Below are 20070 nucleotides of genomic sequence, written 5' to 3'. Positions count from 1 at the left end.
GCTCAACCCGGTAGCGGCAGACTCACCATAAGCTCGGTGCGGCCTGGCGTTGAAGATAAGGTAAAACGGCCGCCAAGGTGCTCGACCCGCTCACGCATGTTGCGCAGGCCGATGCCGCTACTGCGCGCCTGTTCGATCCGTGCAATGTCAAAGCCGATGCCATCATCGCGCACCCTCAGCTGCACCGTCGAGCCATCCTGTTCCAGCGCGATGCTGACCCGGCGGGCCTGGGAGTGACGCGCGATATTGGCCAGCGCCTCCTGCACGATGCGAAACAACGCCACCGACTCGCCATCGGGCAGTCGCAGCATGTCCAGGCTCTGCTGGTACTCGACCAGCAGCCCGCTGCGTTGCTCGAACTCGACTGCCAGCTGGCCGATGGCCGCCGGCAGGCCGAAGCTGTCCAGCAGCGAGGGCCGCAGATCATGGGAGATGCGCCGCACCTCGGCGATCGCCCCGCCGAGGCGCGCCAGCCCGCCGCGCAGCGTCTCCAGTGCCTGGCTGCGCCCGCTTTCCAGCTCGTGACAGGCCAGTTCGAGGCGGAACTTGACCGACACCAGCAACTGGCTGATGCCGTCGTGCAGCTCGCGCGAAACCCGCGAACGCTCTTCCTCCTGGGAGCTGACGATGCGTTGCGCCAACAGTTGCAGCTTGCGGTCGGCCAGACGCTGCTCGCTGAAGTTGAGCGTCAGCCCACCGACCGACACCAGCAGCACCGCCACCAGCGCCACACCGGCCAGCGCCCACATGGTGCTGCGGATATTCTCCGCCACCTTGGCCCGCGCCTGCTGGGTGGCCAGTTCGACATCATCGAGATACAGGCCGGTGCCGATCATCCAGTCCCAACGCTCGAGCATCACCACGTAGGCGAGCTTTTCGGTCAACTGGCCGGAGGAGGGTTTCTCCCATTGGTAGAGTTGAAAGCCATCGCCGTTGCGCGCGCTGTGCAACAGCGCCTGGATCGCCTGCACCCAATGCGGGTTGCTCATGCTCACCAGGTCGCGGCCGGTCAATTCTGGCTGGCGCGGGTGCATCAGGTTGCGTCCCTTGCCGTCGTAGACGAAGAAATAACCATCGCTGCCATAGTCGAGGCCGAGCAGTATGTTCAGCACCTGCTGCTGGGTGACGGCATCGTCGCGGCCGCTGGCATACAGCGGGGCGACAGCGCTCAAGCCCAGTTCGATGTAGTTTTGCAGTTCGGTCTTCTTGCTGGCGATGATGCTGGTTTCGATCAGCAATTCCTGCTGCTCGCCCAGGTGTTTGGCATACGACAGCACCAGTGCGCCGATCACGGCAATGGCCAGCAGCAGCGGCAGAATGGCGAGCGCGACGATCTTCTGTTTGAGTTGCATAGGGACCGTTGATGACGACGCGGCCAGGTTACCTGGCGTGCCGGCTGGTGGGCAGTGCCCGGGATTCTAGCAAAACGCGACTGACTCACAGCTGTCAGCTCGTCGCGTGGTCGATCCCGACACGCCCAGCGTTTCAGACTTCGAGCAGAAAGGTCACCGGGCCGTCGTTGACCAGATGCACCTGCATATCGGCACCGAAGCGACCGCTGGCGACCGGTGCATGCTTGCTTCGCGCCAGCTCGACCAGCAGGTCGAACAACGCAGCGCCCAGGGCCGGCGGCGCCGCCGTGGAAAAACTCGGGCGCAGACCGTTGCGGGTGTCGGCCGCCAGGGTGAACTGCGAGACCAGCAGCAGGCCGCCGCCGATGTCGCCGAGCGACAGGTTCATCTTGCCGTCGGCGTCGCTGAACACCCGGTAGTTGAGCAGCTTGTGCAGCAGTTTGGCGACGCTGGCCGGATCGTCCTGCGGCTCGACCGCGACCAGCGCCAGCAAGCCCCGATCGATGGCGCCGACGACCTCGCCGGCAACCTCCACCCGCGCGCCACTGACCCGCTGGATCAGCGCCTTCATGCTTCGTCGGGCGACAGGTCGAGCAGGCGCCGGGCGATCTGGTTGGCCGCACGCACCAGGGCGTCGGTGATGCCGACTTCGGAGGCGGCGTGACCGGCGTCGCGGATGATCTGCAGTTCGCTGTTGGGCCAGGCCTGGTGCAGTTCCCAGGCGTTGTCCAGGGGGCAGATCACGTCATAGCGACCGTGCACGATCACCCCGGGCAGGTGGGCGATCTTCGCCATGTCGCGGAGCAACTGGTCGGCTTCGAGGAAGGCGTTGTTGACGAAGTAGTGGCACTCGATCCGGGCAATCGACAGCGCCCGGTGCGCATCATTGAAACGCTCGACCACCTGCGGGTTCGGGCGCAGCGTGGCGGTGCGCCCTTCCCAGGCCGACCAGGCCTTGGCCGCATGCATCTGGGCGATCTGGTCGGGGCCGGTCAGGCGCTTGTAGAACGCCTGCATCAGTTCGCCGCGCTCCTCCAGCGGAATCGGCGCCAGGTAGTCCTGCCAGTAGTCGGGGAACAGGCGGCTGGCGCCTTCCTGGTAGAACCACTGGAACTCCTGCGGCCGGCACAGGAAGATGCCGCGCAGGATCAGCGCGTGCACCCGCTCGGGGTGGCGCTGGGCATAGGCCAGCGCCAGGGTCGAGCCCCAGGAGCCGCCGAACAGCACCCACTTGTCGATGCCCAGATGCTCGCGGATGCGCTCCAGGTCGGCGACCAGGTCCCAGGTGGTGTTGTTTTCCAGGCTCGCATGGGGCGTCGAGCGCCCGCAGCCGCGCTGGTCGAAGGTGACGATACGGTACAGATTGGGGTCGAAGAAGCGCCGGCTCAGGGCGTCGCAACCCGCCCCCGGGCCACCATGGATGAACACCACAGGCAGACCATCCGGGGTACCGCTCTCGTCCACATAGAGTACGTGCGGCGCCTCTACCGCCAGCTCGTGGCGGGCGTAGGGTTTGATCTCCGGATACAAAGTCTGCATGGTGCACTCCTGGATTTATACGTAGGGTACGGCGCCAACTCGTGTGCAAACGGCCCTGTAGCAGCCTGTCGGACTTGGGACTGTCCTGCTGCGAAAGCCTGGATATTGGCTGCTTTTCCCAGTCAAACTCGTTAAATAGAGCGACTATTCGCCTCGTTTGACTGGAAAAATCCGCTCAATCCCAGACTTTCTCGCTACGGACGCCAAAGTCCGACAGGCTGCTAAGTTTGCTGTCACTACCGTTTCCCGCTCCGCCTCGCATCATAACCATGTAAAAGGATTTCAGCATGTCGGCTCGGCGATTTGCCTTACTTTTAGTGATGCCTTTCATCCTGCTGACCGGTTGCGGCGCCAAGGATGACCCGCAGGCGAGCCTGGAAGCGGCGCTGCAGCGACTGCAGGACAACCTGGAAGCGAAAGACACCGGCGCGGTCCTCGAGCAGCTGCACCCGCAGTTCGCCGCCCAGCAGGAGTTCGACCGCGACTGGGCCAGGCGCACCATGGCCCTGCTGTTTCTGCGCCACCAGCACGTCAGGGTGATCGCCCTCAGCAAGAATAGCCGCCTAGATCCGATTTACCGCGAGAAAGGCCACAGCCAGGCGCAGGTCGCCCTGACCGGGGCCGAAGGCCTGATCCCCGACAGTGCGCGGCACTATGCGGTCAAGCTGGAGTGGTGGCGCGAAGGCGATGAGTGGCAGCTGGCGCGGTTGCGCTGGGAGTGACGCCAGCCGCGCACAGCTGCGCGGGTGAGCGTGATCCGGCTGGCATAAGGCCGCAGGGCGCGAGCTCAGGCCAACCGGGTCTGGCGCTTACCAATCCCAGTTGAGGGACAGGTTCACGCCATGTTGACGGTCGTCGGTGCCGCGGAACTGATAGGCCGCGCGCAGCTGCAGCTCCTCGGCCAAGGCATGGCTGACACCCAGCCCGACCAGGGTCTGGCCGCTGGCCGGCGTATGCCCCTGCAGCTCGAAGCTGTTGCCGGCTACCGAATTGAGGCCCATGCGCAGATCGCGGCGATCGTCCTCGAACTCCAGCTCGCGGGCGATTTCGGCAAACACCTGGGTCGCCGGCGCTAGCTGGTAATTGGCTTGCAGGCCCAGCCCCAGCCGCGCGCTGTCGCGCTGTTGGTCGGCGAAATTCAGCGCGGTGGCACTGGCACCGTCCTCGCGATAAGCGTCCACATCCACCTCGGCATAGTCGGCACTGATGAACGGACTGACCCGCCAGCCCGTGTCGGCATTGGCCAGGTCATAGCCCAGGCGCCCGGACAGCGCCCAGAGCTGGCCATCGCTGTCGCCCTGCTCGCTGCGCTGGGCGATGCCCAGGGCGAACTGTCGATTGAGGTCGCTGTAGTCCAGATGGCCGAGGCTCAGACTGGCGTCCGCCCACAGGCGACCCTGCTGGTACTGGGCGAAGGCGCTGAGCAGGTAGCTGCGCAGGTCGTACTCGGAGTCGGCCTCACCCACTTCGAGGGTCTGTTCCTGCAGGCCCAGAGCCAGGCCCAGGCGCCACTGTTCGCTCAGCCGGTAGCTGCTGCCCAGATTCACGCCGAGGCCATCGCTGTCGCCGCTGGCCACCGCCTCGCCGCGCTCGAACTGCTGGCGCTGACCGCTGGCGCCGACGAAGCTGCGCCACTGGCCGATGGCTTGCCAGGCGCCACGGTCGGCCTGCCACTCGCTGCGCAGCTGTTGCTGATGACCCGTGAGGCTGGCCATGGCCATTTCCGGCAGCAGGGACACTTCCCAGGGCGCGCCGAGAATCGAGTAGATGTAGTCGGCGCTGATCTGCTGCACCGCGGCGGTGGGATGCACGCCGTCATTGAACATCAGCCGGTCGGGGTTCGGCGTGAGCCCGCCCAGCCCCCAGGTCGGATCGGCCAGGCAACCGTTGCCGCTGAAACAGACATCGGTCTGGCTCACCAGCGGGTCGAAACCGTAGGTCGCCAGATCGCCCCGCACCTCGCCGAGCAGGGCGCGGAAGTTGAGACGGATGACATTGCCGCCGAGGGCCGCAAGCTGGCTGCCCAACTCGTCGTTGAGCAGGCCCGAAGCGCTCGACCAGGCATCGCGAAAGCCAAAGGCAAAACCGGCGGGCGTCAGGCCGACGTCAGGCAGGTCGGAGACGATGATGGTGCGCGCGCCGGCCTGCTGCAGGGCGGCGACACCCGCCACCAGGTCGGCCGCCGCCGCGGCGGCGCTGGCCTGGTCGGTGACCACGAACTGCAGCACATCGTTGCCGCCGCCGTTTATGTAGAACAGGGCATCGGGATCGACTCGCGGCACATCCAGCAGATAGCCGTTGCGGGTGCGAATGGTGCCGCCGCCGGCATTCACCACCGAGCCGTTGGCCGCGGTGATCGAGGCGAGAATCTGATCGGTGCGGTAGCCACCCACCGCATAGTTAGTGCCATCGGCGTTGCCGGTGAGCAATTGCGGCAGGATCGGTGTCGAGGGCAATGCCTGCAGGCCGAGCAACGCGGCCAGGCGCTGAGTGGCGACGGCATCGAAGTACTCGGTATTGTTGCCGAGATAGGTAGGGCCGGTGCGGTTGGTGAAGCGCAAGCCGCCGGTGGGGTTGCCGCCCAGCAGGGGGCTGCCGAGGTCGGGAAACTGCCCGCTGTCGCTCAGCGAGTCGCCGAAGATGATCAGTTGCGAGTAAGGCATGGCCTGCGCGGCGGCTGGCAGGCTCGCCAGCAGGACGGCAGCGGTGAGCGTTTTCAGGCTAGGGGTCATGGATGCTCCTTCTTATTAGGGTTGCCTTCGGGCAAGCGCAGAAGAGTATCCAGACCGCTCGAGCGGCACAGCCACCCATATGGGTGAAGCAAGTTCCTCCCCGATCGCACTCGACGCAACGCCACCTCAGCCAGCTAGCGCCCGTAGCGTTCGCGGCCCCAGGCCAGCATCGCCTGCAGCAGGTCGCGAAGCACCTCCTGGGTCGGCTCGGCGAGGTCTGCGCGGTAGTCGAAGGGCACCTGCTCCTCCATGTAGGTGCACTGCGCCAGCTCCAGCTGTACGGCATGCACATGCGCCTGCGGCTGGCCGTAGTGGCGGGTGATGTGCCCGCCCTTGAAGCGCCCGTTGAGCACATGGCTGTAGTCCCGGGCCGCGGCGCAGACCGCCAGCAGGCGCTCGCTCAATTGTGGGTCGCAACTGGCACCGGCATTGGTGCCCAGGTTGAAGTCCGGCAGCAGGCCGGCGAACAGGTGCGGCACACAGGAGCGGATCGAGTGCGCGTCAAACAGCAGCGCATAGCCGAACTCGGCCTTGATCCGCGCCAGCTCGGCGGCCAGGGTCTGGTGGTAAGGCGTCCAGATCTCGGCGAGGTAGCGCGCCCGCTCCGCGCTGGACGGCTCGAGCCCGGCGCGGTACAGCGGCTCGCCGGTGAACAGGGTCGCCGGGAACAGGCCAGTGGTGGCGCTGGCATAGAGTGGCGCGTCATCCTGCGGCCGGTTGAGGTCGATGACATAGCGCGAGTAGCACGCCTCCAGGATACTGGCGCCCAGCTCATCGGCGAAGTCATAGAGCCGCGGGATATGCCAGTCGGTATCGCTGAGGCGCTTCGCCTCCTCGACCAGGCCCGCCTCCACGGCAGGGGTCAGCAGGATGCCGGGATGCGGCATGCTGATCAGCAGCGGCACGCTGCCGCGACTGAAGTTCAATACGTTATCCATGGTCGACCTCCCGTGCATGGCGAATCACCCGCTTGGGCAAATCGCCGCCCAACCAATAGGCCAGTTCCGCCGGTCGCCGGATCTGCCAGGCGACGAAATCGGCGAGCTTGCCCACTTCAAGGCTACCGTGACTGGCGGCCAAGCCCAAGGCCTTGGCGGCGTTCAGGGTGACCCCGGCCAGGGCTTCTTCCGGGGTCAGGCGGAACGAGGTGCAGGCCATGTTGAGCATCAGGCGCAGCGACAGCGCCGGCGAGGTGCCGGGGTTGAGGTCGCTGGCCACCGCCATGGCCACGCCGTGCCGGCGCAGCAGCTCGATCGGCGGCAACTGGGTTTCGCGCAACAGGTAGAAGGCCCCGGGCAGCAGCACCGCCACGCTGCCGGCCGCCGCCATGGCGATGACGTCCTCCTCGGTCATATATTCCAGATGATCGGCCGACAGCGCCTGGTAGCGCGCCGCCAGACTGGAACCGTGCAACGCGGACAGTTGCTCGGCGTGCAGCTTGACCGGCAAACCCAGTGCCTGCGCGGCGACGAACACCCGCTCGACCTGGGCCGGGGAGAAACCCAGGTGCTCGCAGAAGGCATCCACCGCATCCACCAGCCCTTCGGCCGCCAGCTCCGGCAGGATCTCGCGGCAGACCCGCTCGATATAGGCGTCGGCGCGGCCCGCATATTCCGCCGGCACCGCATGGGCGGCCAGGCAGGTGGCGCGCACGGTCAGCGGCAGCATGTCGCCGAGACGGCGGATCACCCGCAGCATCTTGCGCTCGCTGGCCAGGTCCAGACCGTAACCGGATTTCACCTCCAGCGTAGTGACGCCCTCGCGCAGCAGCTGCCGCGCACGCTGCAGCGCGCCAGTCAGCAACTCGCCCTCGCTGGCCTCGCGGGTGGCGCGCACGGTGCTGGCGATGCCGCCGCCGGCCGCCGCGATCTCGGCATAGCTGACGCCCTCGAGGCGCTGCTCGAACTCGCCGCTGCGGTCGCCGCCGAACACCAGATGGGTGTGGCAGTCGATCAGCCCGGGGGTCAGCCAGGCACCTTCGAGGTCATGCCGCTCGGCATAGTCGCCGGCGGGCAGCTCGGCCCGCGGGCCGATCCAGGCGATGTGCACACCCTCGGTGACCAGCGCGGCGTCCTCGATGATCGAGTAGCGCCCGCCGGCCATGGTCGCGGCGTGACAGTTGAACCAGAGTGTGTTCATTGCAGACCTCCAATGCTTGCCGCCACTTGGGCGAGGGCCTGGTCCTCGCCCAGCAGCGCGGCGGCGCGGGCGATGTCCGGCGCCAGCCAGCGGTCCTGGTCATAGGCCGCCACCCGTTCGCGCAGCAGCGTCCAGGCGCAGCCGGTGCCGGCGCCGAAGCGCTGGGGCTTGAGGAACTCGAAGGCCTGGGCCGCCAGCAGGTATTCAATCGCGAGGATCTGCGCACAGTTGGCCAGCGCCCTGTGCAGCTTCAACGCGGCGCTGGTGCCCATGCTCAGGTGATCCTCCTGCAGCCCGGAGGTGACGAAGTTGTCCAGCACCGCCGGTTGCGCCAGTTGGCGGTTCTCGCCGCACAGCGCGGCGGCCACGTACTGCACGATCATCATCCCCGAGTTGACCCCGGGCTCGGCCACCAGGAAGGCCGGCAGGCCGCTGACCAGCGGATTGATCAGGCGATCCAGGCGGCGCTCGGCAATGCTGCCCAGCTCGGCGACGGCAATCGCCAGCAGGTCGGCGGCCATCGCCACCGACTCGCCATGCGGGTTGGCCTGGGAGACCACCCGATAGGCGTCCGGGGTACCGAGCAACAGCGGGTTGTCGGTGGCCGAATTGAGCTCGATGTCGACCTGCTGCGCGGCATGCACCCACTGATCGCGGCAGGCGCCGTGCACCTGGGGCATGGAACGGATGCTCAGGGCGTCCTGGGTGCGGATGCCACGGCTGCTGGCGATCACGTCACTGCCCTCGAGCAGCGCGCGCAGGTTGGCGCCGACCCGTTGTTGCCCCGGATGCGGCTTGAGCGCGAGGACAGTCGGGTCGAAGGCGGCGAGCTGCCCGCGCAGGGCCTCGAAGCTCATCGCACCGATCACGTCGGCCCATTGCAGCAGACGGTTCGCATCGTCCAGGGCCAGGCAGCTCAAACCGGTCATGCACGGCGTGCCATTGACCAGGCTGAGGCCGTCCTTGGCCCCCAGCTGCACCGGCTCCAGCCCTTCGGCCGCCAACGCTTCGGCGGCACTGAGCACCTGACCACGGTAGCTGACCTCGCCGACCCCGAGCAGGGCGATGCCGACATGCGCCATATGGGTCAGGTAGCCGACCGAACCCTGCGCCGGCACCCGCGGGGTGATGCCGCGGTTGAGCAGCGCCAGCAGCGCTTCGACCACCTGGCGCTGCACCCCGGATTTGCCGTGGCTGTAGTTAGCGACGGCGGCGCAGATGATCGCCCGGGTCTGCTCGTTCGTCAGCGCCTGGCCGACACCGCAGGCGTGGCTGAGCAGGGTGTTGCGCGACAGCTGGGCGAGCTGTTCGCCCTCCAGCAGCACATTGCACAGGGCGCCCAGGCCGGTGCTGATGCCATAGGCGCGCTCACCGCGCGCCACAATGCACTCGACCACCGCGCGGGCATTGTCGATGCGCGCCCAAGCGGCTGGGGTCAATTGCAGCGGCGTGCCCTGGCGGGCCACCGCCACCACGTCTTGCCAGCGCAATGGCGCATTGCCGAGGATGACGGGGGCAACAGGGGGCATGGCGACTCCTTAGACGGTGGCAACGCGGCGCTGGACGAAACGATCGACGTACTCATCGGCGGGCTGGTAGAGGATTTCCTTGGGCGTGCCGACCTGGATCAGCTGGCCGTCCTTGAGGATGGCGATGCGATTGCCGATGCGCACGGCCTCATCGAGGTCGTGGGTGATGAAGACGATGGTCTTGTGCAGCGCCTGCTGCAGCTCGAGCAACTGGTCCTGCATCTCGGCGCGAATCAACGGGTCGAGCGCACTGAAGGCCTCGTCCATCAGGATGATGTCGGTATCCGCCGCCAAGGCGCGAGCCAGCCCCACCCGCTGGCGCATGCCGCCGGAGAGCTGGTGCGGATAGGATTTCTCGTAGCCCTTGAGGCCGACGGTGTCGATCCAGTGCAGCGCGCGCTCGGCGCAATGGGCCTTGCTCTCGCCGCGCACCTTGAGGCCGTAGGCGACGTTGTCCAGCACGCTCTTGTGCGGCAGCAGGCCGAAGCTCTGGAACACCATGCTGATCTTGCGCCGGCGGAAATCGCGCAGCGCCTCCCGATCGTATTGCAGGATGTCTTCGCCATCGACCAGGATTTCCCCGCTGGTCGGGTCGATCAGGCGGTTGAAGTGGCGCACCAGGGTCGACTTGCCGGAACCGGAGAGGCCCATGATGACGAAGATTTCGCCCGGCTCGATGGCCAGCGACAAATCGTTGACCCCGACCACGCAACCGGTGGCGGCGAGCACCTGGTCCTTGCTCTGGCCCTGCTGAATCATGTTCAGCGCGGCCTCGGGGCGGGCACCGAAGATCTTGAACACATTCTTGACCACGATCTTGCTCATTTGCTCGCCCCTCATTGACTGGCTTGGTGCCGCGCACGGCCATAGGCCTGGGTGATGCGGTCGATGACCACGGCCAGGATGACGATGGCCAGGCCGGCTTCGAGGCCGCGTCCGACGTTGAGAGTCTGGATGCCGATCAGGACGTCTTCGCCGAGGCCACGGGCGCCGATCATCGAGGCGATCACCACCATCGACAGGGCCATCATGGTGGTCTGGTTGATCCCGGCCATGATGCTCGGCAGCGCCAGCGGCAGTTGTACGCCGAACAGTTGCTGCAGGCGGTTGGCACCAAAGGCATTGACCGCCTCCATCACCTCGCCATCGACCTGGCGGATGCCCAGGTCGGTGAGGCGGATCAGCGGCGGCATCGCGTAGATCACCGTGGCGAAAATCGCCGGCACCTTGCCCAGGCCGAAGAGCATCAATACCGGGATCAGGTACACGAAGCTGGGCATGGTCTGCATGATATCCAGCAGCGGCATCAGCACCGTACGCAGGCGGTTGCTGCGGGCGGAAAGAATCCCCAGCGGAATGCCGATAATCACCGAGATCAGGGTCGCGATCAGCATCAGCGCCAGGGTCTGCATCAATTTGTCCCAGAGCCCGACCGCGCCGACCAGGAACAGCAGGCCGACGATCATCAGGGTCGGCAGCGCGCGGCGCGTGGCATGCCAGGCGATAGCGGCGACGATTGCCAGCATCAGCCACCAGGGCGTGCCGCGCAGCAGGCCCTCGAGGTTGATGATGGCCCACAACAGGGTGTCGGAGATGTGGCGGAACACATCGCCGTAGTTGGTCACCAGCTCGTCGACCCAGGTATTGACCCAGTCGGCGATGGAGAAAGTGAAGCGTTCGGGGAACATAGGCTGCTCTCGATCGATTTGGTCCGGGAGGGCGGCGCCAGCCCCCGCTCCACACCCCTCGCCACCAGGGGCGAGGGGACTGTCCTGTGCAAAACATCCAGGAAGGGCCGGCAAGCCCTCCCCGACTGCGGGTTACAGCGCGGCGTCGATCTTCTGCGCCGCCTCTTCGCTGACCCAGGCGTGCCAGACTTCAGGGTGTTCCTTGAGGAAGACCTTGGCCAGCTCGGGCGAATCGAGGCGCTCCTTGGCCATCCGCGCCAGGTTCTGGTTCAGCAGGTCGATCGGCAGATTGACCTTCTCCAGCACCGCGACCAGTTCCGGCGCCTGCTCATGGAAGGCCTTGGACAGACCGACCTGGATGGTGATGGTCTTGTCGCTGCCCGGCTTCTCGTCCAGTTTGACCAGATCGACCTGCCCCATCAGCGGCGTCGGCGACCAGTAATAGAACAGAATAGGCTCGCCGCGCTTGTAGCTCGACAGCACGGCGGCATCCAGCGCCGGCCCAGTGCCCGGGCGGAAGTTGGTGAACTTGTCTTCCAGGCCGTAGCTTTTCAGCATCTCGCTGTTATCCAGTTCGCAGGTCCAGCCGGCCGGGCAGTTGTAGAAACGCCCCTTGTCCGGCTCTTCCTGGTCCCGAAATACGTCGGCGTACTGAGCCAGGTCGGTAATCGCCTTGAGGTTTGGCGCCTTGGCTTCGAGCTTGCGCTTGGCATCGCCCTCGACCACATAGCGCGGCACATACCAGCCTTCGGCCGCGCCGACGATCGGCGCGCCGACCCCGACCACTTTGCCGGCCGCCGCCGCCTTGTTCCACACCTCGCTCCGGCCAACCCACTCCTCGGCGAACACCTGAATGTCGTTGCTGCTCAAGGCGTTCTCCATGGTGATGGAGTTGCCTGGCAAGCTATCGGTTGCGCAACCGTAGCCCTCCTTGAGCACGATCTGCATCACATCGGTGAGCAGCATGCCGCTCTCCCAATTCAGCCCGGCGAATTTCACCGGCTTGCCCGCTTCGCACCAGCCTGCGGCCTGCGTCGCAGCGGAGCTGGCACACAGGCCAAGGACGAGGGCGGTGCCGAGCAGAGACTTAGGTTTTTTGTTCATCTGGTACTCCAGTCTTTCCAAAGGTTGGGTAACGGCAGTCGAGCAAAAGGGTTACCGCGACCTCAAAGACTCGGCAGCAGCTGCGCCGGCACAAGGTCGTTCAGGCAACGGGACTCCAACAGTTCGCTGGCCGCCTCGATATCCGGGGCGAAGAAGCGGTCCTGCTGATAGTGCGAGACCCGCTCGCGCAGCACGGCGCGGGCCTGTTCCAGTTTCGCCGAGGTCTTGTGCCCTTCGCGAAAGTCCAGGCCCTGGCAGGCCCCAAGCCACTCGACGGCGAGGATGCCACGCACGTTGTCGGCCATCTCCCACAGGCGCTTGCCGGCGGCCGGGGCCATGGATACGTGGTCTTCCTGGTTGGCCGAGGTCGGCAGGCTGTCGACGCTGTGCGGGTGGGCCAGCGCCTTGTTCTCGCTGGCCAGGGCGGCGGCGGTGACCTGGGCGATCATGAAGCCGGAGTTGACCCCGCCATTGGCCACCAGGAACGGCGGCAATTGCGACATGTGCTTGTCCATCATCAGCGAGATGCGCCGTTCGGAAAGCGCGCCGATCTCGGCGATGGCCAGGGCCAGGTTGTCGGCGGCCATGGCCACCGGCTCGGCGTGGAAGTTGCCGCCGGAGATCACGTCGCCCTCGGCGGAGAACACCAGCGGGTTGTCCGATACCGCATTGGCCTCGACCCGCAGCACCTCGGCGACATGACGGATCTGGGTCAGACAGGCGCCCATCACCTGGGGCTGGCAACGCAGCGAATAAGGGTCCTGCACCTTGTCGCACTGGGCATGGGAGCGGGAGATCTCGCTGCTGGCAGTGAGCAGGTCGCGATAGGCCGCCGCCACGTCGATCTGCCCGCGCTGGCCGCGGGCCGCATGCAGGCGCGCATCGAAGGGCGCCCGCGAACCGAGCATGGCGTCGACGCTGAGGCTGCCACAGACCAGTGCCGCGGCGAACAGATCCTCGGCCGCGAACAGGCCGCGCAGGGCATAGGCGGTGGAGACCTGGGTGCCGTTGAGCAGCGCCAGGCCTTCCTTGGCCGCCAGGGTCAGCGGTTCGAGACCGGCGACCGCCAGCGCCTCGCGCGCCGGCAGCCACTCGCCGCGATAGCGCGCCTTGCCCTCGCCGAGCAGCACCAGCGACATATGCGCCAGCGGCGCCAGGTCGCCGGACGCGCCGACCGAACCCTTGAGCGGGATATGCGGATAGACCTCGGCGTTGAGCAGGGCGAGCAGCGCATCGATCACCCGCCGGCGGATGCCGGAGAAGCCGCGCGCCAGGCTGTTGACCTTGAGCAGCATGATCAGGCGCACCAGGCCATCGTCCAGCGGCTGGCCGACACCGGCGGCGTGCGACAGCACTAGCGAACGTTGCAGGTTTTCCAGGTCGGCGCTGGCGATGCGGGTCGAAGCCAGCAGGCCGAACCCGGTGTTGATGCCGTAGGCGGTGCGGTTCTCGGCGAGGATCTGCTCGACGCAGGCGACACTGGCTTCGATGGCCGCGGCGGCGCTCTCATCCAGGCTGACGCTCAGCGCGCCCTGATGGACCCGACGCAGTTGGGCCAGGCTCAGTTGGCCGGGCAGAATGTTCAGGCTGCTCATGTTCAGACTCCTTTAATCATCGGCAGGTTGAGGCCCTGCTCGCGGGCGCAGTCGATGGCGATCTGGTAACCGGCATCGGCGTGACGCATCACCCCGGTGGCCGGATCGTTGTGCAGCACATTGGCGATGCGCACGGCGGCCTCGTCCGTGCCGTCGCAGACCACGACCATGCCGGCGTGCTGGGAGAAGCCCATGCCCACCCCGCCGCCGTGGTGCAGCGAGACCCAGGTGGCGCCGCTGGCGGTATTCAGCAGGGCGTTGAGCAGCGGCCAGTCGGACACCGCATCGGAGCCGTCCTGCATGGCTTCGGTTTCGCGGTTGGGGCTGGCCACCGAGCCCGAATCGAGGTGGTCGCGGCCGATCACCACCGGCGCGCTCAATTCGCCACTGCGCACCATCTCGTTGAACGCCAGGCCGAGCTTGGCGCGCTGACCCAGGCCGACCCAGCAGATCCGTGCCGGCAGGCCCTGAAAGGCGATGCGCTCGCGGGCCATGTCCAGCCAGTTGTGCAGATGGGCGTCATCCGGAATCAGCTGCTTGACCTTGGCGTCGGTCTTGTAGATGTCCTCGGGGTCGCCGGACAACGCGGCCCAGCGGAACGGACCGATGCCGCGGCAGAACAGCGGACGGATATAGGCCGGGACGAAACCGGGGAAATCGAAGGCATTGCTCACGCCCTCCTCCAGGGCCATCTGGCGGATGTTGTTGCCGTAGTCGAAGGTCGGCACGCCGAGTTTCTGGAAATCCAGCATGGCGCGCACGTGCACGGCCATCGACTGCTTGGCCGCCTTGACCACCGCCGCCGGCTCGCGCAGCGCACGCTCGCGGTACTGCTCCCAGCTCCAGCCGATCGGCAGGTAGCCATTGAGCGGGTCGTGGGCGCTGGTCTGGTCGGTGACCAGGTCCGGGCGCACGCCACGGCGCACCAGCTCGGGAAGGATTTCGGCGGCGTTGCCACACAGGGCGATGGAGATCGCCTTGCCCTCGGCGCAGTATTTCTCGAGGCGCACCAGGGCGTCGTCCAGGTCCGCTGCCTGCTCGTCGACGTAGCGGGTCTTCAGGCGAAAATCGATGCGGCTCTGCTGGCATTCGATGTTCAGCGAGCAGGCGCCGGCCAGGGTTGCCGCCAGCGGCTGCGCGCCACCCATGCCGCCGAGGCCGGCGGTCAGTACCCAGCGGCCCTTGAGGCTGCCGGCGTAATGCTGGCGCCCGGCCTCGACGAAGGTTTCATAGGTGCCCTGGACGATGCCCTGGCTGCCGATGTAGATCCAGCTGCCGGCGGTCATCTGGCCGTACATGGCCAGGCCCTTGGCGTCCAGTTCGTTGAAGTGCTCCCAGGTCGCCCAGTGCGGCACCAGGTTGGAGTTGGCGATCAGCACCCGCGGCGCGTTGCTGTGGGTCCGGAACACGCCAACCGGCTTGCCTGATTGCACCAGCAGGGTCTCGTCGTCATTCAGGTTGGTCAGGCACTCGACGATCTTGTCGTAGCACTCCCAGTTGCGCGCGGCACGGCCGATGCCGCCGTACACCACCAGCTCCTTGGGGTTCTCGGCCACTTCCGGATCGAGGTTGTTCATCAGCATGCGCAGCGGCGCTTCGGTCAGCCAGCTCTTGGCGGTCAACTGATTACCGCGCGGGGCGCGGATTTCGATGTCGCGAAACTTGGTCATGGCAGGGTCCTCAATTAAGGGTAGTAGCTACGGGCGACATTCACAGCCAGCCCATGTATTGCGCCAGGTAGGCCAACGGGATGCTGAACACCAGGCTGAGCAGGGTGCGCTGCAGCCAGACCAGCAGCAGGTCGCGCAGACGCAGGGGAATCCGGGTGGCGAGCACGCAGGGGATCGAGGCGGAGAGGAACAGCACGCTGCTCACCGAAACGATGGCGGTGACGAACTTGACCAGCGGCTCGGCGTCCTTGAGCAGCATGGCCGGCAGGAACATTTCCGCCAGCCCGGCGGCAATGGCCCGTGCCACCTCCATCGGCTCGCTCAGGCCGAACAGCCAGGTCAGCGGGTAGAGCAGCACGCCGATGGCGTCGAACAGCGGGGTGTACTTGGCCGCCAGGAGTCCGAGCAGGCCGACGGCGAGGATGCTCGGCAGAATGGCGGCGGTCATGCGCAGGCCGTCGAGGAAGGTCTCGCGCAACGCCGACATCAGCGACGGCGCCGCGGCGGCCTGCGCCAGGCCGGCGTTCCAGGCCGCTCGCAGGCGGCTCTCGCCGGCTTGCAACTGCGCTTCGGGAATCGACTCCGAGGGCAGGCGCGCCAGCGGATAGAGGCGCGCGCTGACCGCGGTAACGGCGAAGGTCACCAGCATCGCGCCCCAGAAATACAGGTTCCAGATCTGCATCAGGCCGAGGGTCTTGGCAATGATCACCATAAAGGGCGCCGATACGGTGGAGAAACCGGTGGCGATAATCGCCGCCTCGCGCACGCTGTAATGGCCCTGGCGGTACATGCGGTCGGTGATCAGCAGGCCGACCGAATAGCTGCCGACGAAGGAGGCCACCGCATCGATCGCCGACTTGCCCGGGGTGCGCCAGATCGGCCGCATCACCGGCTGCATCAGCACGCCGATCAGCTCCAGCAGGCCGAAGCCGATCAGGAACACCAGCGCCAACGCGCCCAGGGGCACGATCAGCGCCAGGCTGAGCACCAGTTTGTCGAACAGGAAGGGCAGCATGCCCGGCTGGTACAACAGCGCCGGGCCGACGCCGGCCAGGTAGCCCAGGCCGATCGCCAGGCCGGCGACCTTGAGCCCGCTGAACACCGCGTGGGTCAGGCTGCTGCGCCAACTGCCGCTGAGCCAGGGCTGGACCGCGCCATACAGCATGAACAGCATGGCGAGGCCGATCACCAGCGGCCGAGCGTGGAGCTGCAGGGCGCTGGCAGCGTGGTCCAGCAGGATGGTCGAGCGCCCGCCCAGCTCGAAGGGCACGAAAAATACCAACAGGCCGACCAGGCTGTAGCCCAGAAGCCGCGCCAGGGCGCGTCCCTGGCTGACGGTGGCGGTTGCAGAAAGCTCTTCGGACATGGCCTTTCACCCTGTGCAGCGGATCAATGGAGTAGGAGCATATATCTACACACATATGCTTGTACATACAACCATATGCAAGCGAGGGGCCAGCCCGTCGAAAAGCCGGGTCGGCTTTCCTCCGAGCAGAGCGCAGGCCTTGAATTCAGGGCTATCCGGCAGGCCTGAGAAACGATAGCCGCAGACCCTCGGTCGCCCGCAGACTGTTACCGGAGCAACTTTTTGCCTGCTAAAGTGAGTACATGTCTAGACAACTGAGTAGCCAAGTAACAGCCCATGGGCCACGCCGGCAACGGGCATAGCCGGACCCAACGAGACCGTACTTGCTGGCCACGCGATCGAAGGGGAAGTTGCCTGCAGATCTAGCGCCGGGCGGCAGTCGCCGCCACCCAGCGGCGTATCTTGCCAGATGGGTCAGCCGTGCCGCGGCGTCAGCTCGATCAGGCAACAGACGGCGGCCGGCGCCTGTAGCAGCAGCTCGGCCAGCTCGCCGGGGGTTTCCAGCTGCAGGCAGTCATAGCGCCCCAGCACCGGCGCCGGGGTGCCGGCATGGCTCGCCTGCAACCCGTCATCGGCGGCGAACAGCAGCAGGCTGCTGGCGCTGCTGAACAGGCGCAGTTCGCCTGCCACCCGCAGCCATTGCAGGCGGGCACGGAAACGCTGCGGCACATAGATCAGGTTGAAATCGCGAATGGCGCCACCGAGCAGGCGGCACTCCACCCGACTGTCACCGCCGAAGGCGAAGGGATCGAACGGCAACAACGGCCGCGAGAGCGCGCCGTCCACCTGCAAGTGCATGCCGTCGCCCTCCAGCACACTGATGATGCGCTGGTAGCCAGTGAACGCGGAGAAGCCGCCCGACGCGCCGATATCGGCGATCGACAGGCGCCAGCCGAAGCCATCCAGGCCCTCGCCCCGGTCGCGAGCGATCTCCAGGGTGCTGCCGGCGCCGTTCTTCCACGGCATGCGCGGATAGTCGGCCGCGCGCAGGATCTGCATCCGGCTCATGAACTGAAACGCCCCTCCAGACGATGGCGCGAGCCCGGGTGCAGCAGGCGCGCCGCGGTCACGGCCTGCGGCCCCGACCAGGTGCGCCGGCGAATCAGCAGGCAGGGCTCGCCGCGCTCGATCTGCAACAACCGGCATTCCTCGGCATCGGCGAGAATCGCCTCAACCACGTGCTCGCCCTCGGTCAGCGGCGCGACCCGCGACAGGTAGGCGTAAGGGGTCAGCTGGGTGAAGTCCTGCTTGAGGTAGTCCGGCGCCACCGCCGCATTGACGTAGCGATCTTCCAGTTGCACCGGCACCTCGTTTTCGTAATGCACGATCAACGAATGGAAGACCTTCTGCCCTTCGCGCAGATCCAGCGCCATGGCCCGCTCCGGATTGGCCAACTCCTCGCCCAGGCGAATCAGCTTGCTCTGATGACGATGGCCGCGGGCGGCGATCTCGTCGGCAATGTTGTTCACTGCGAACAGGGCGGAACGCCCCTTGGGCTCGGCGACGAAGGTGCCCACCCCCTGCATGCGCAGCAGCAGGCCGTCATTGGTCAGCTCGCGCAGCGCGCGGTTGATGGTCATGCGGCTGAAGCCCAGCTGGTCCACCAGCTCGCTTTCCGAGGGCACCCGATGGTGCGCCGGCCAGGCACCGCTATGGATCTGCTGGACGATCATCTGCTTGACCTGGGCATACAGCGGTGCCGGTGCTTCACTGAGCTGACCGGCAAGCGCGGACGGCTTCGAGAATGCTTTTGTCATGTGTGTCTCCTTGTCGCCTGACCGGCAGTTTACCCGCGCCACAAACACCTGTATATGTATATACAAATAAACACCAGCAGCTGGATACGCATTATGCCCGCATTCTTCGCGCCCCGCGCCCTGCTCGCCCACGGCTGGGCGCACAACGTCCGCCTGGAGGTCAGCGCCTCCGGCAGCCTGGAAAGCATCACCGTCGACGGCTCGGACGCAGGCGCCGAGCGCCTGCGTGGCCCGCTGCTGCCGGGCATGCCGAACCTGCATTCGCACGCCTTCCAGCGCGCCATGGCCGGCCTCGCCGAAGTGGCCGGCAACCCCAACGACAGCTTCTGGACCTGGCGCGAACTGATGTACCGCCTGGTCGGCCAGCTCAGCCCCGAGCAGATCGAGGTCATCGCCCGCCAGCTGTATATCGAGATGCTCAAGGCCGGCTACACCTCGGTGGCCGAATTCCACTACGTGCACCATGACCCGCAGGGCCGGCCCTACGCCGACCCGGCCGAACTGGCCCTACGCATCAGCCAGGCCGCCCTGGATACGGGCATCGGCCTGACCCTGCTGCCGGTGCTCTACAGCCATTCCGGCTTCGGCGGCCAACCGGCGAATCAAGGCCAGCGACGCTTTATCCACAGCAGCGACAGCTACCTGGCCCTGCAGCAGCGCTTGCAGCCGCTGCTCGAGCAGCACCCGACGCAGCGCCTGGGTCTGTGTTTTCATTCGCTGCGCGCGGTGACGCCAGCGCAGATCGAGACGGTGCTGGCCGCCGCCGACAGCGACAGCCCGATCCATATCCATATCGCCGAACAGCAGAAGGAAGTCGACGACTGCCTGGCCTGGAGCGGGCGCCGGCCCCTGCAATGGCTGTACGAGAACGTGCCGGTGGATCAACGCTGGTGCCTGGTGCATGCCACCCATGCGCAGGCCGACGAAGTCAGCCTGATGGCGCGCAGCGGCGCCGTGGCCGGGCTGTGCCCGAGCACCGAGGCCAACCTCGGCGACGGCATCTTCCCGGCGGTGGACTTCCTCGCCCAGGGCGGGCGCCTGGGCATCGGTTCGGACAGCCATGTCTCGGTCAATATGGCCGAAGAGCTGCGCTGGCTGGAATACGGCCAACGCCTGCGCGACCAGCGGCGCAACCGGCTCTATCGCAGCGATCAGCCGCTGATCGGCCGCAGCCTGTACGACGCGGCCCTGGCTGGCGGCGCCCAGGCGCTCGGCCAGCCGGTGGGTGAACTGGCGGTCGGCAAACGCGCCGACTGGCTGGTGCTGGATGCTGACGACCCCTATATCGCCACCGCCAGCGACGATGCCCTGCTGGGCCGCTGGCTGTTCGCCGGCAGCGAGCGGCAGATCCGGGATGTCATGGTCGGCGGCCGCTGGGTGGTGCGCGACCGCCAGCATGCCGGTGAACTGGAAAGCGCCAGGGCCTTTGCCAGGGTGCTGCGCGAACTGCTGGGCTAGCCGCACCAGCACCGTGACGACTGCTTAATCGAAGAACAAGCCAACTTCGTAGCCCAGATAAGCGCCAGCGCAATCCGGGAGCGGCTTTTCAGACACCCGACTTCCCCCGGATTGCATCCGGGCTACAAAAAAATGCTGCTC

At 66.5% G+C, this 20070-nt stretch carries 17 protein-coding genes; 2 read left to right on the top strand and 15 right to left on the bottom strand.

All coding sequences use genetic code 11. From position 1 onward, the window contains the following. Positions 1–2: 2 nt before the first annotated feature. The 3 genes from G9C89_RS00390 to pip form a co-directional block, all read right to left on the bottom strand. Positions 3–1352: a cache domain-containing protein gene (locus tag G9C89_RS00390; RefSeq protein WP_172143383.1), complete on the bottom strand. Its 1350-nt coding sequence runs from the start codon at positions 1350–1352 to the stop codon at positions 3–5. Between the two features lie 133 nt (positions 1353–1485). Beyond that, positions 1486–1923 carry a D-aminoacyl-tRNA deacylase gene (dtd, locus tag G9C89_RS00385; RefSeq protein ID WP_172143382.1) on the bottom strand — a complete coding sequence of 146 codons (438 nt, stop codon included), beginning with the start codon at positions 1921–1923 and terminating at the stop codon, positions 1486–1488. Continuing rightward, positions 1920–2891 (bottom strand): prolyl aminopeptidase, encoded by a 972-nt coding sequence (gene pip / locus G9C89_RS00380; protein ID WP_172143381.1) that lies wholly within the window; start codon positions 2889–2891, stop codon positions 1920–1922. Before pip ends, dtd begins: the two co-directional genes overlap by 4 nt. 287 nt (positions 2892–3178) lie before the next feature. On the opposite strand from pip, the gene G9C89_RS00375 reads away from it, so the two are divergent. After that, the gene (locus G9C89_RS00375; protein ID WP_172143380.1) at positions 3179–3613 is read left to right on the top strand and encodes a hypothetical protein; all 435 of its coding nucleotides are present in this window, start codon (positions 3179–3181) and stop codon (positions 3611–3613) included. Between the two features lie 87 nt (positions 3614–3700). On the opposite strand, the gene G9C89_RS00370 is transcribed toward G9C89_RS00375, so the two are convergent. The 12 genes from G9C89_RS00370 to hutC form a co-directional block, all read right to left on the bottom strand. Further along, a complete protein-coding gene (locus tag G9C89_RS00370) occupies positions 3701–5623 on the bottom strand; it encodes an autotransporter domain-containing SGNH/GDSL hydrolase family protein (protein ID WP_172143379.1) in 1923 nt (640 codons plus the stop codon). A 134-nt stretch (positions 5624–5757) separates the two neighbouring features. After that, a complete protein-coding gene (gene hutG, locus G9C89_RS00365; RefSeq protein ID WP_172143378.1) occupies positions 5758–6561 on the bottom strand; it encodes an N-formylglutamate deformylase in 804 nt (267 codons plus the stop codon). Next, the gene (hutI, locus tag G9C89_RS00360; RefSeq protein WP_172143377.1) at positions 6554–7762 is read right to left on the bottom strand and encodes an imidazolonepropionase; all 1209 of its coding nucleotides are present in this window, start codon (positions 7760–7762) and stop codon (positions 6554–6556) included. Before hutI ends, hutG begins: the two co-directional genes overlap by 8 nt. Then, positions 7759–9291, bottom strand: a complete 1533-nt coding sequence (gene hutH, locus G9C89_RS00355; RefSeq protein WP_172143376.1) for a histidine ammonia-lyase — start codon at positions 9289–9291, stop codon at positions 7759–7761. Before hutH (G9C89_RS00355) ends, hutI begins: the two co-directional genes overlap by 4 nt. Positions 9292–9300: 9 nt before the next feature. Beyond that, positions 9301–10131, bottom strand: coding sequence for a quaternary amine ABC transporter ATP-binding protein (locus G9C89_RS00350; protein ID WP_172143375.1), 831 nt, complete (start codon positions 10129–10131; stop codon positions 9301–9303). After that, positions 10128–10979, bottom strand: a complete 852-nt coding sequence (locus G9C89_RS00345; protein WP_172143374.1) for an ABC transporter permease — start codon at positions 10977–10979, stop codon at positions 10128–10130. The genes G9C89_RS00350 and G9C89_RS00345 overlap by 4 nt, the downstream gene beginning before the upstream one ends. Before the next feature lie 132 nt (positions 10980–11111). Beyond that, positions 11112–12083, bottom strand: coding sequence for an ABC transporter substrate-binding protein (locus tag G9C89_RS00340; protein ID WP_172143373.1), 972 nt, complete (start codon positions 12081–12083; stop codon positions 11112–11114). A 62-nt stretch (positions 12084–12145) separates the two neighbouring features. Further along, the gene (hutH, locus tag G9C89_RS00335) at positions 12146–13678 is read right to left on the bottom strand and encodes a histidine ammonia-lyase (RefSeq protein WP_172143372.1); all 1533 of its coding nucleotides are present in this window, start codon (positions 13676–13678) and stop codon (positions 12146–12148) included. Between the two features lie 2 nt (positions 13679–13680). Continuing rightward, a complete protein-coding gene (gene hutU / locus G9C89_RS00330; RefSeq protein ID WP_172143371.1) occupies positions 13681–15348 on the bottom strand; it encodes a urocanate hydratase in 1668 nt (555 codons plus the stop codon). Between the two features lie 40 nt (positions 15349–15388). Beyond that, positions 15389–16714, bottom strand: coding sequence for a YjiH family protein (locus G9C89_RS00325; protein ID WP_172143370.1), 1326 nt, complete (start codon positions 16712–16714; stop codon positions 15389–15391). Between the two features lie 414 nt (positions 16715–17128). Further along, positions 17129–17722: a HutD/Ves family protein gene (locus G9C89_RS00320; protein ID WP_172143369.1), complete on the bottom strand. Its 594-nt coding sequence runs from the start codon at positions 17720–17722 to the stop codon at positions 17129–17131. After that, complete coding sequence (gene hutC, locus G9C89_RS00315; RefSeq protein ID WP_172143368.1) at positions 17719–18471, bottom strand: histidine utilization repressor; 753 nt, start codon at positions 18469–18471, stop codon at positions 17719–17721. Before hutC ends, G9C89_RS00320 begins: the two co-directional genes overlap by 4 nt. 93 nt (positions 18472–18564) lie before the next feature. Between hutC and G9C89_RS00310 the strand changes: the two genes are divergently transcribed. Further along, complete coding sequence (locus G9C89_RS00310) at positions 18565–19929, top strand: formimidoylglutamate deiminase (protein ID WP_172143367.1); 1365 nt, start codon at positions 18565–18567, stop codon at positions 19927–19929. Positions 19930–20070: the final 141 nt, after the last annotated feature.

Origin of the sequence: Pseudomonas tumuqii, from assembly GCF_013184545.1 — a bacterium.
In the GTDB taxonomy this organism is placed as follows: Bacteria; Pseudomonadota; Gammaproteobacteria; order Pseudomonadales; family Pseudomonadaceae; genus Aquipseudomonas; species Aquipseudomonas tumuqii.
Note: the sequence above shows the minus strand (reverse complement) of the source record. Positions and strands in the feature narration are given on the sequence as shown.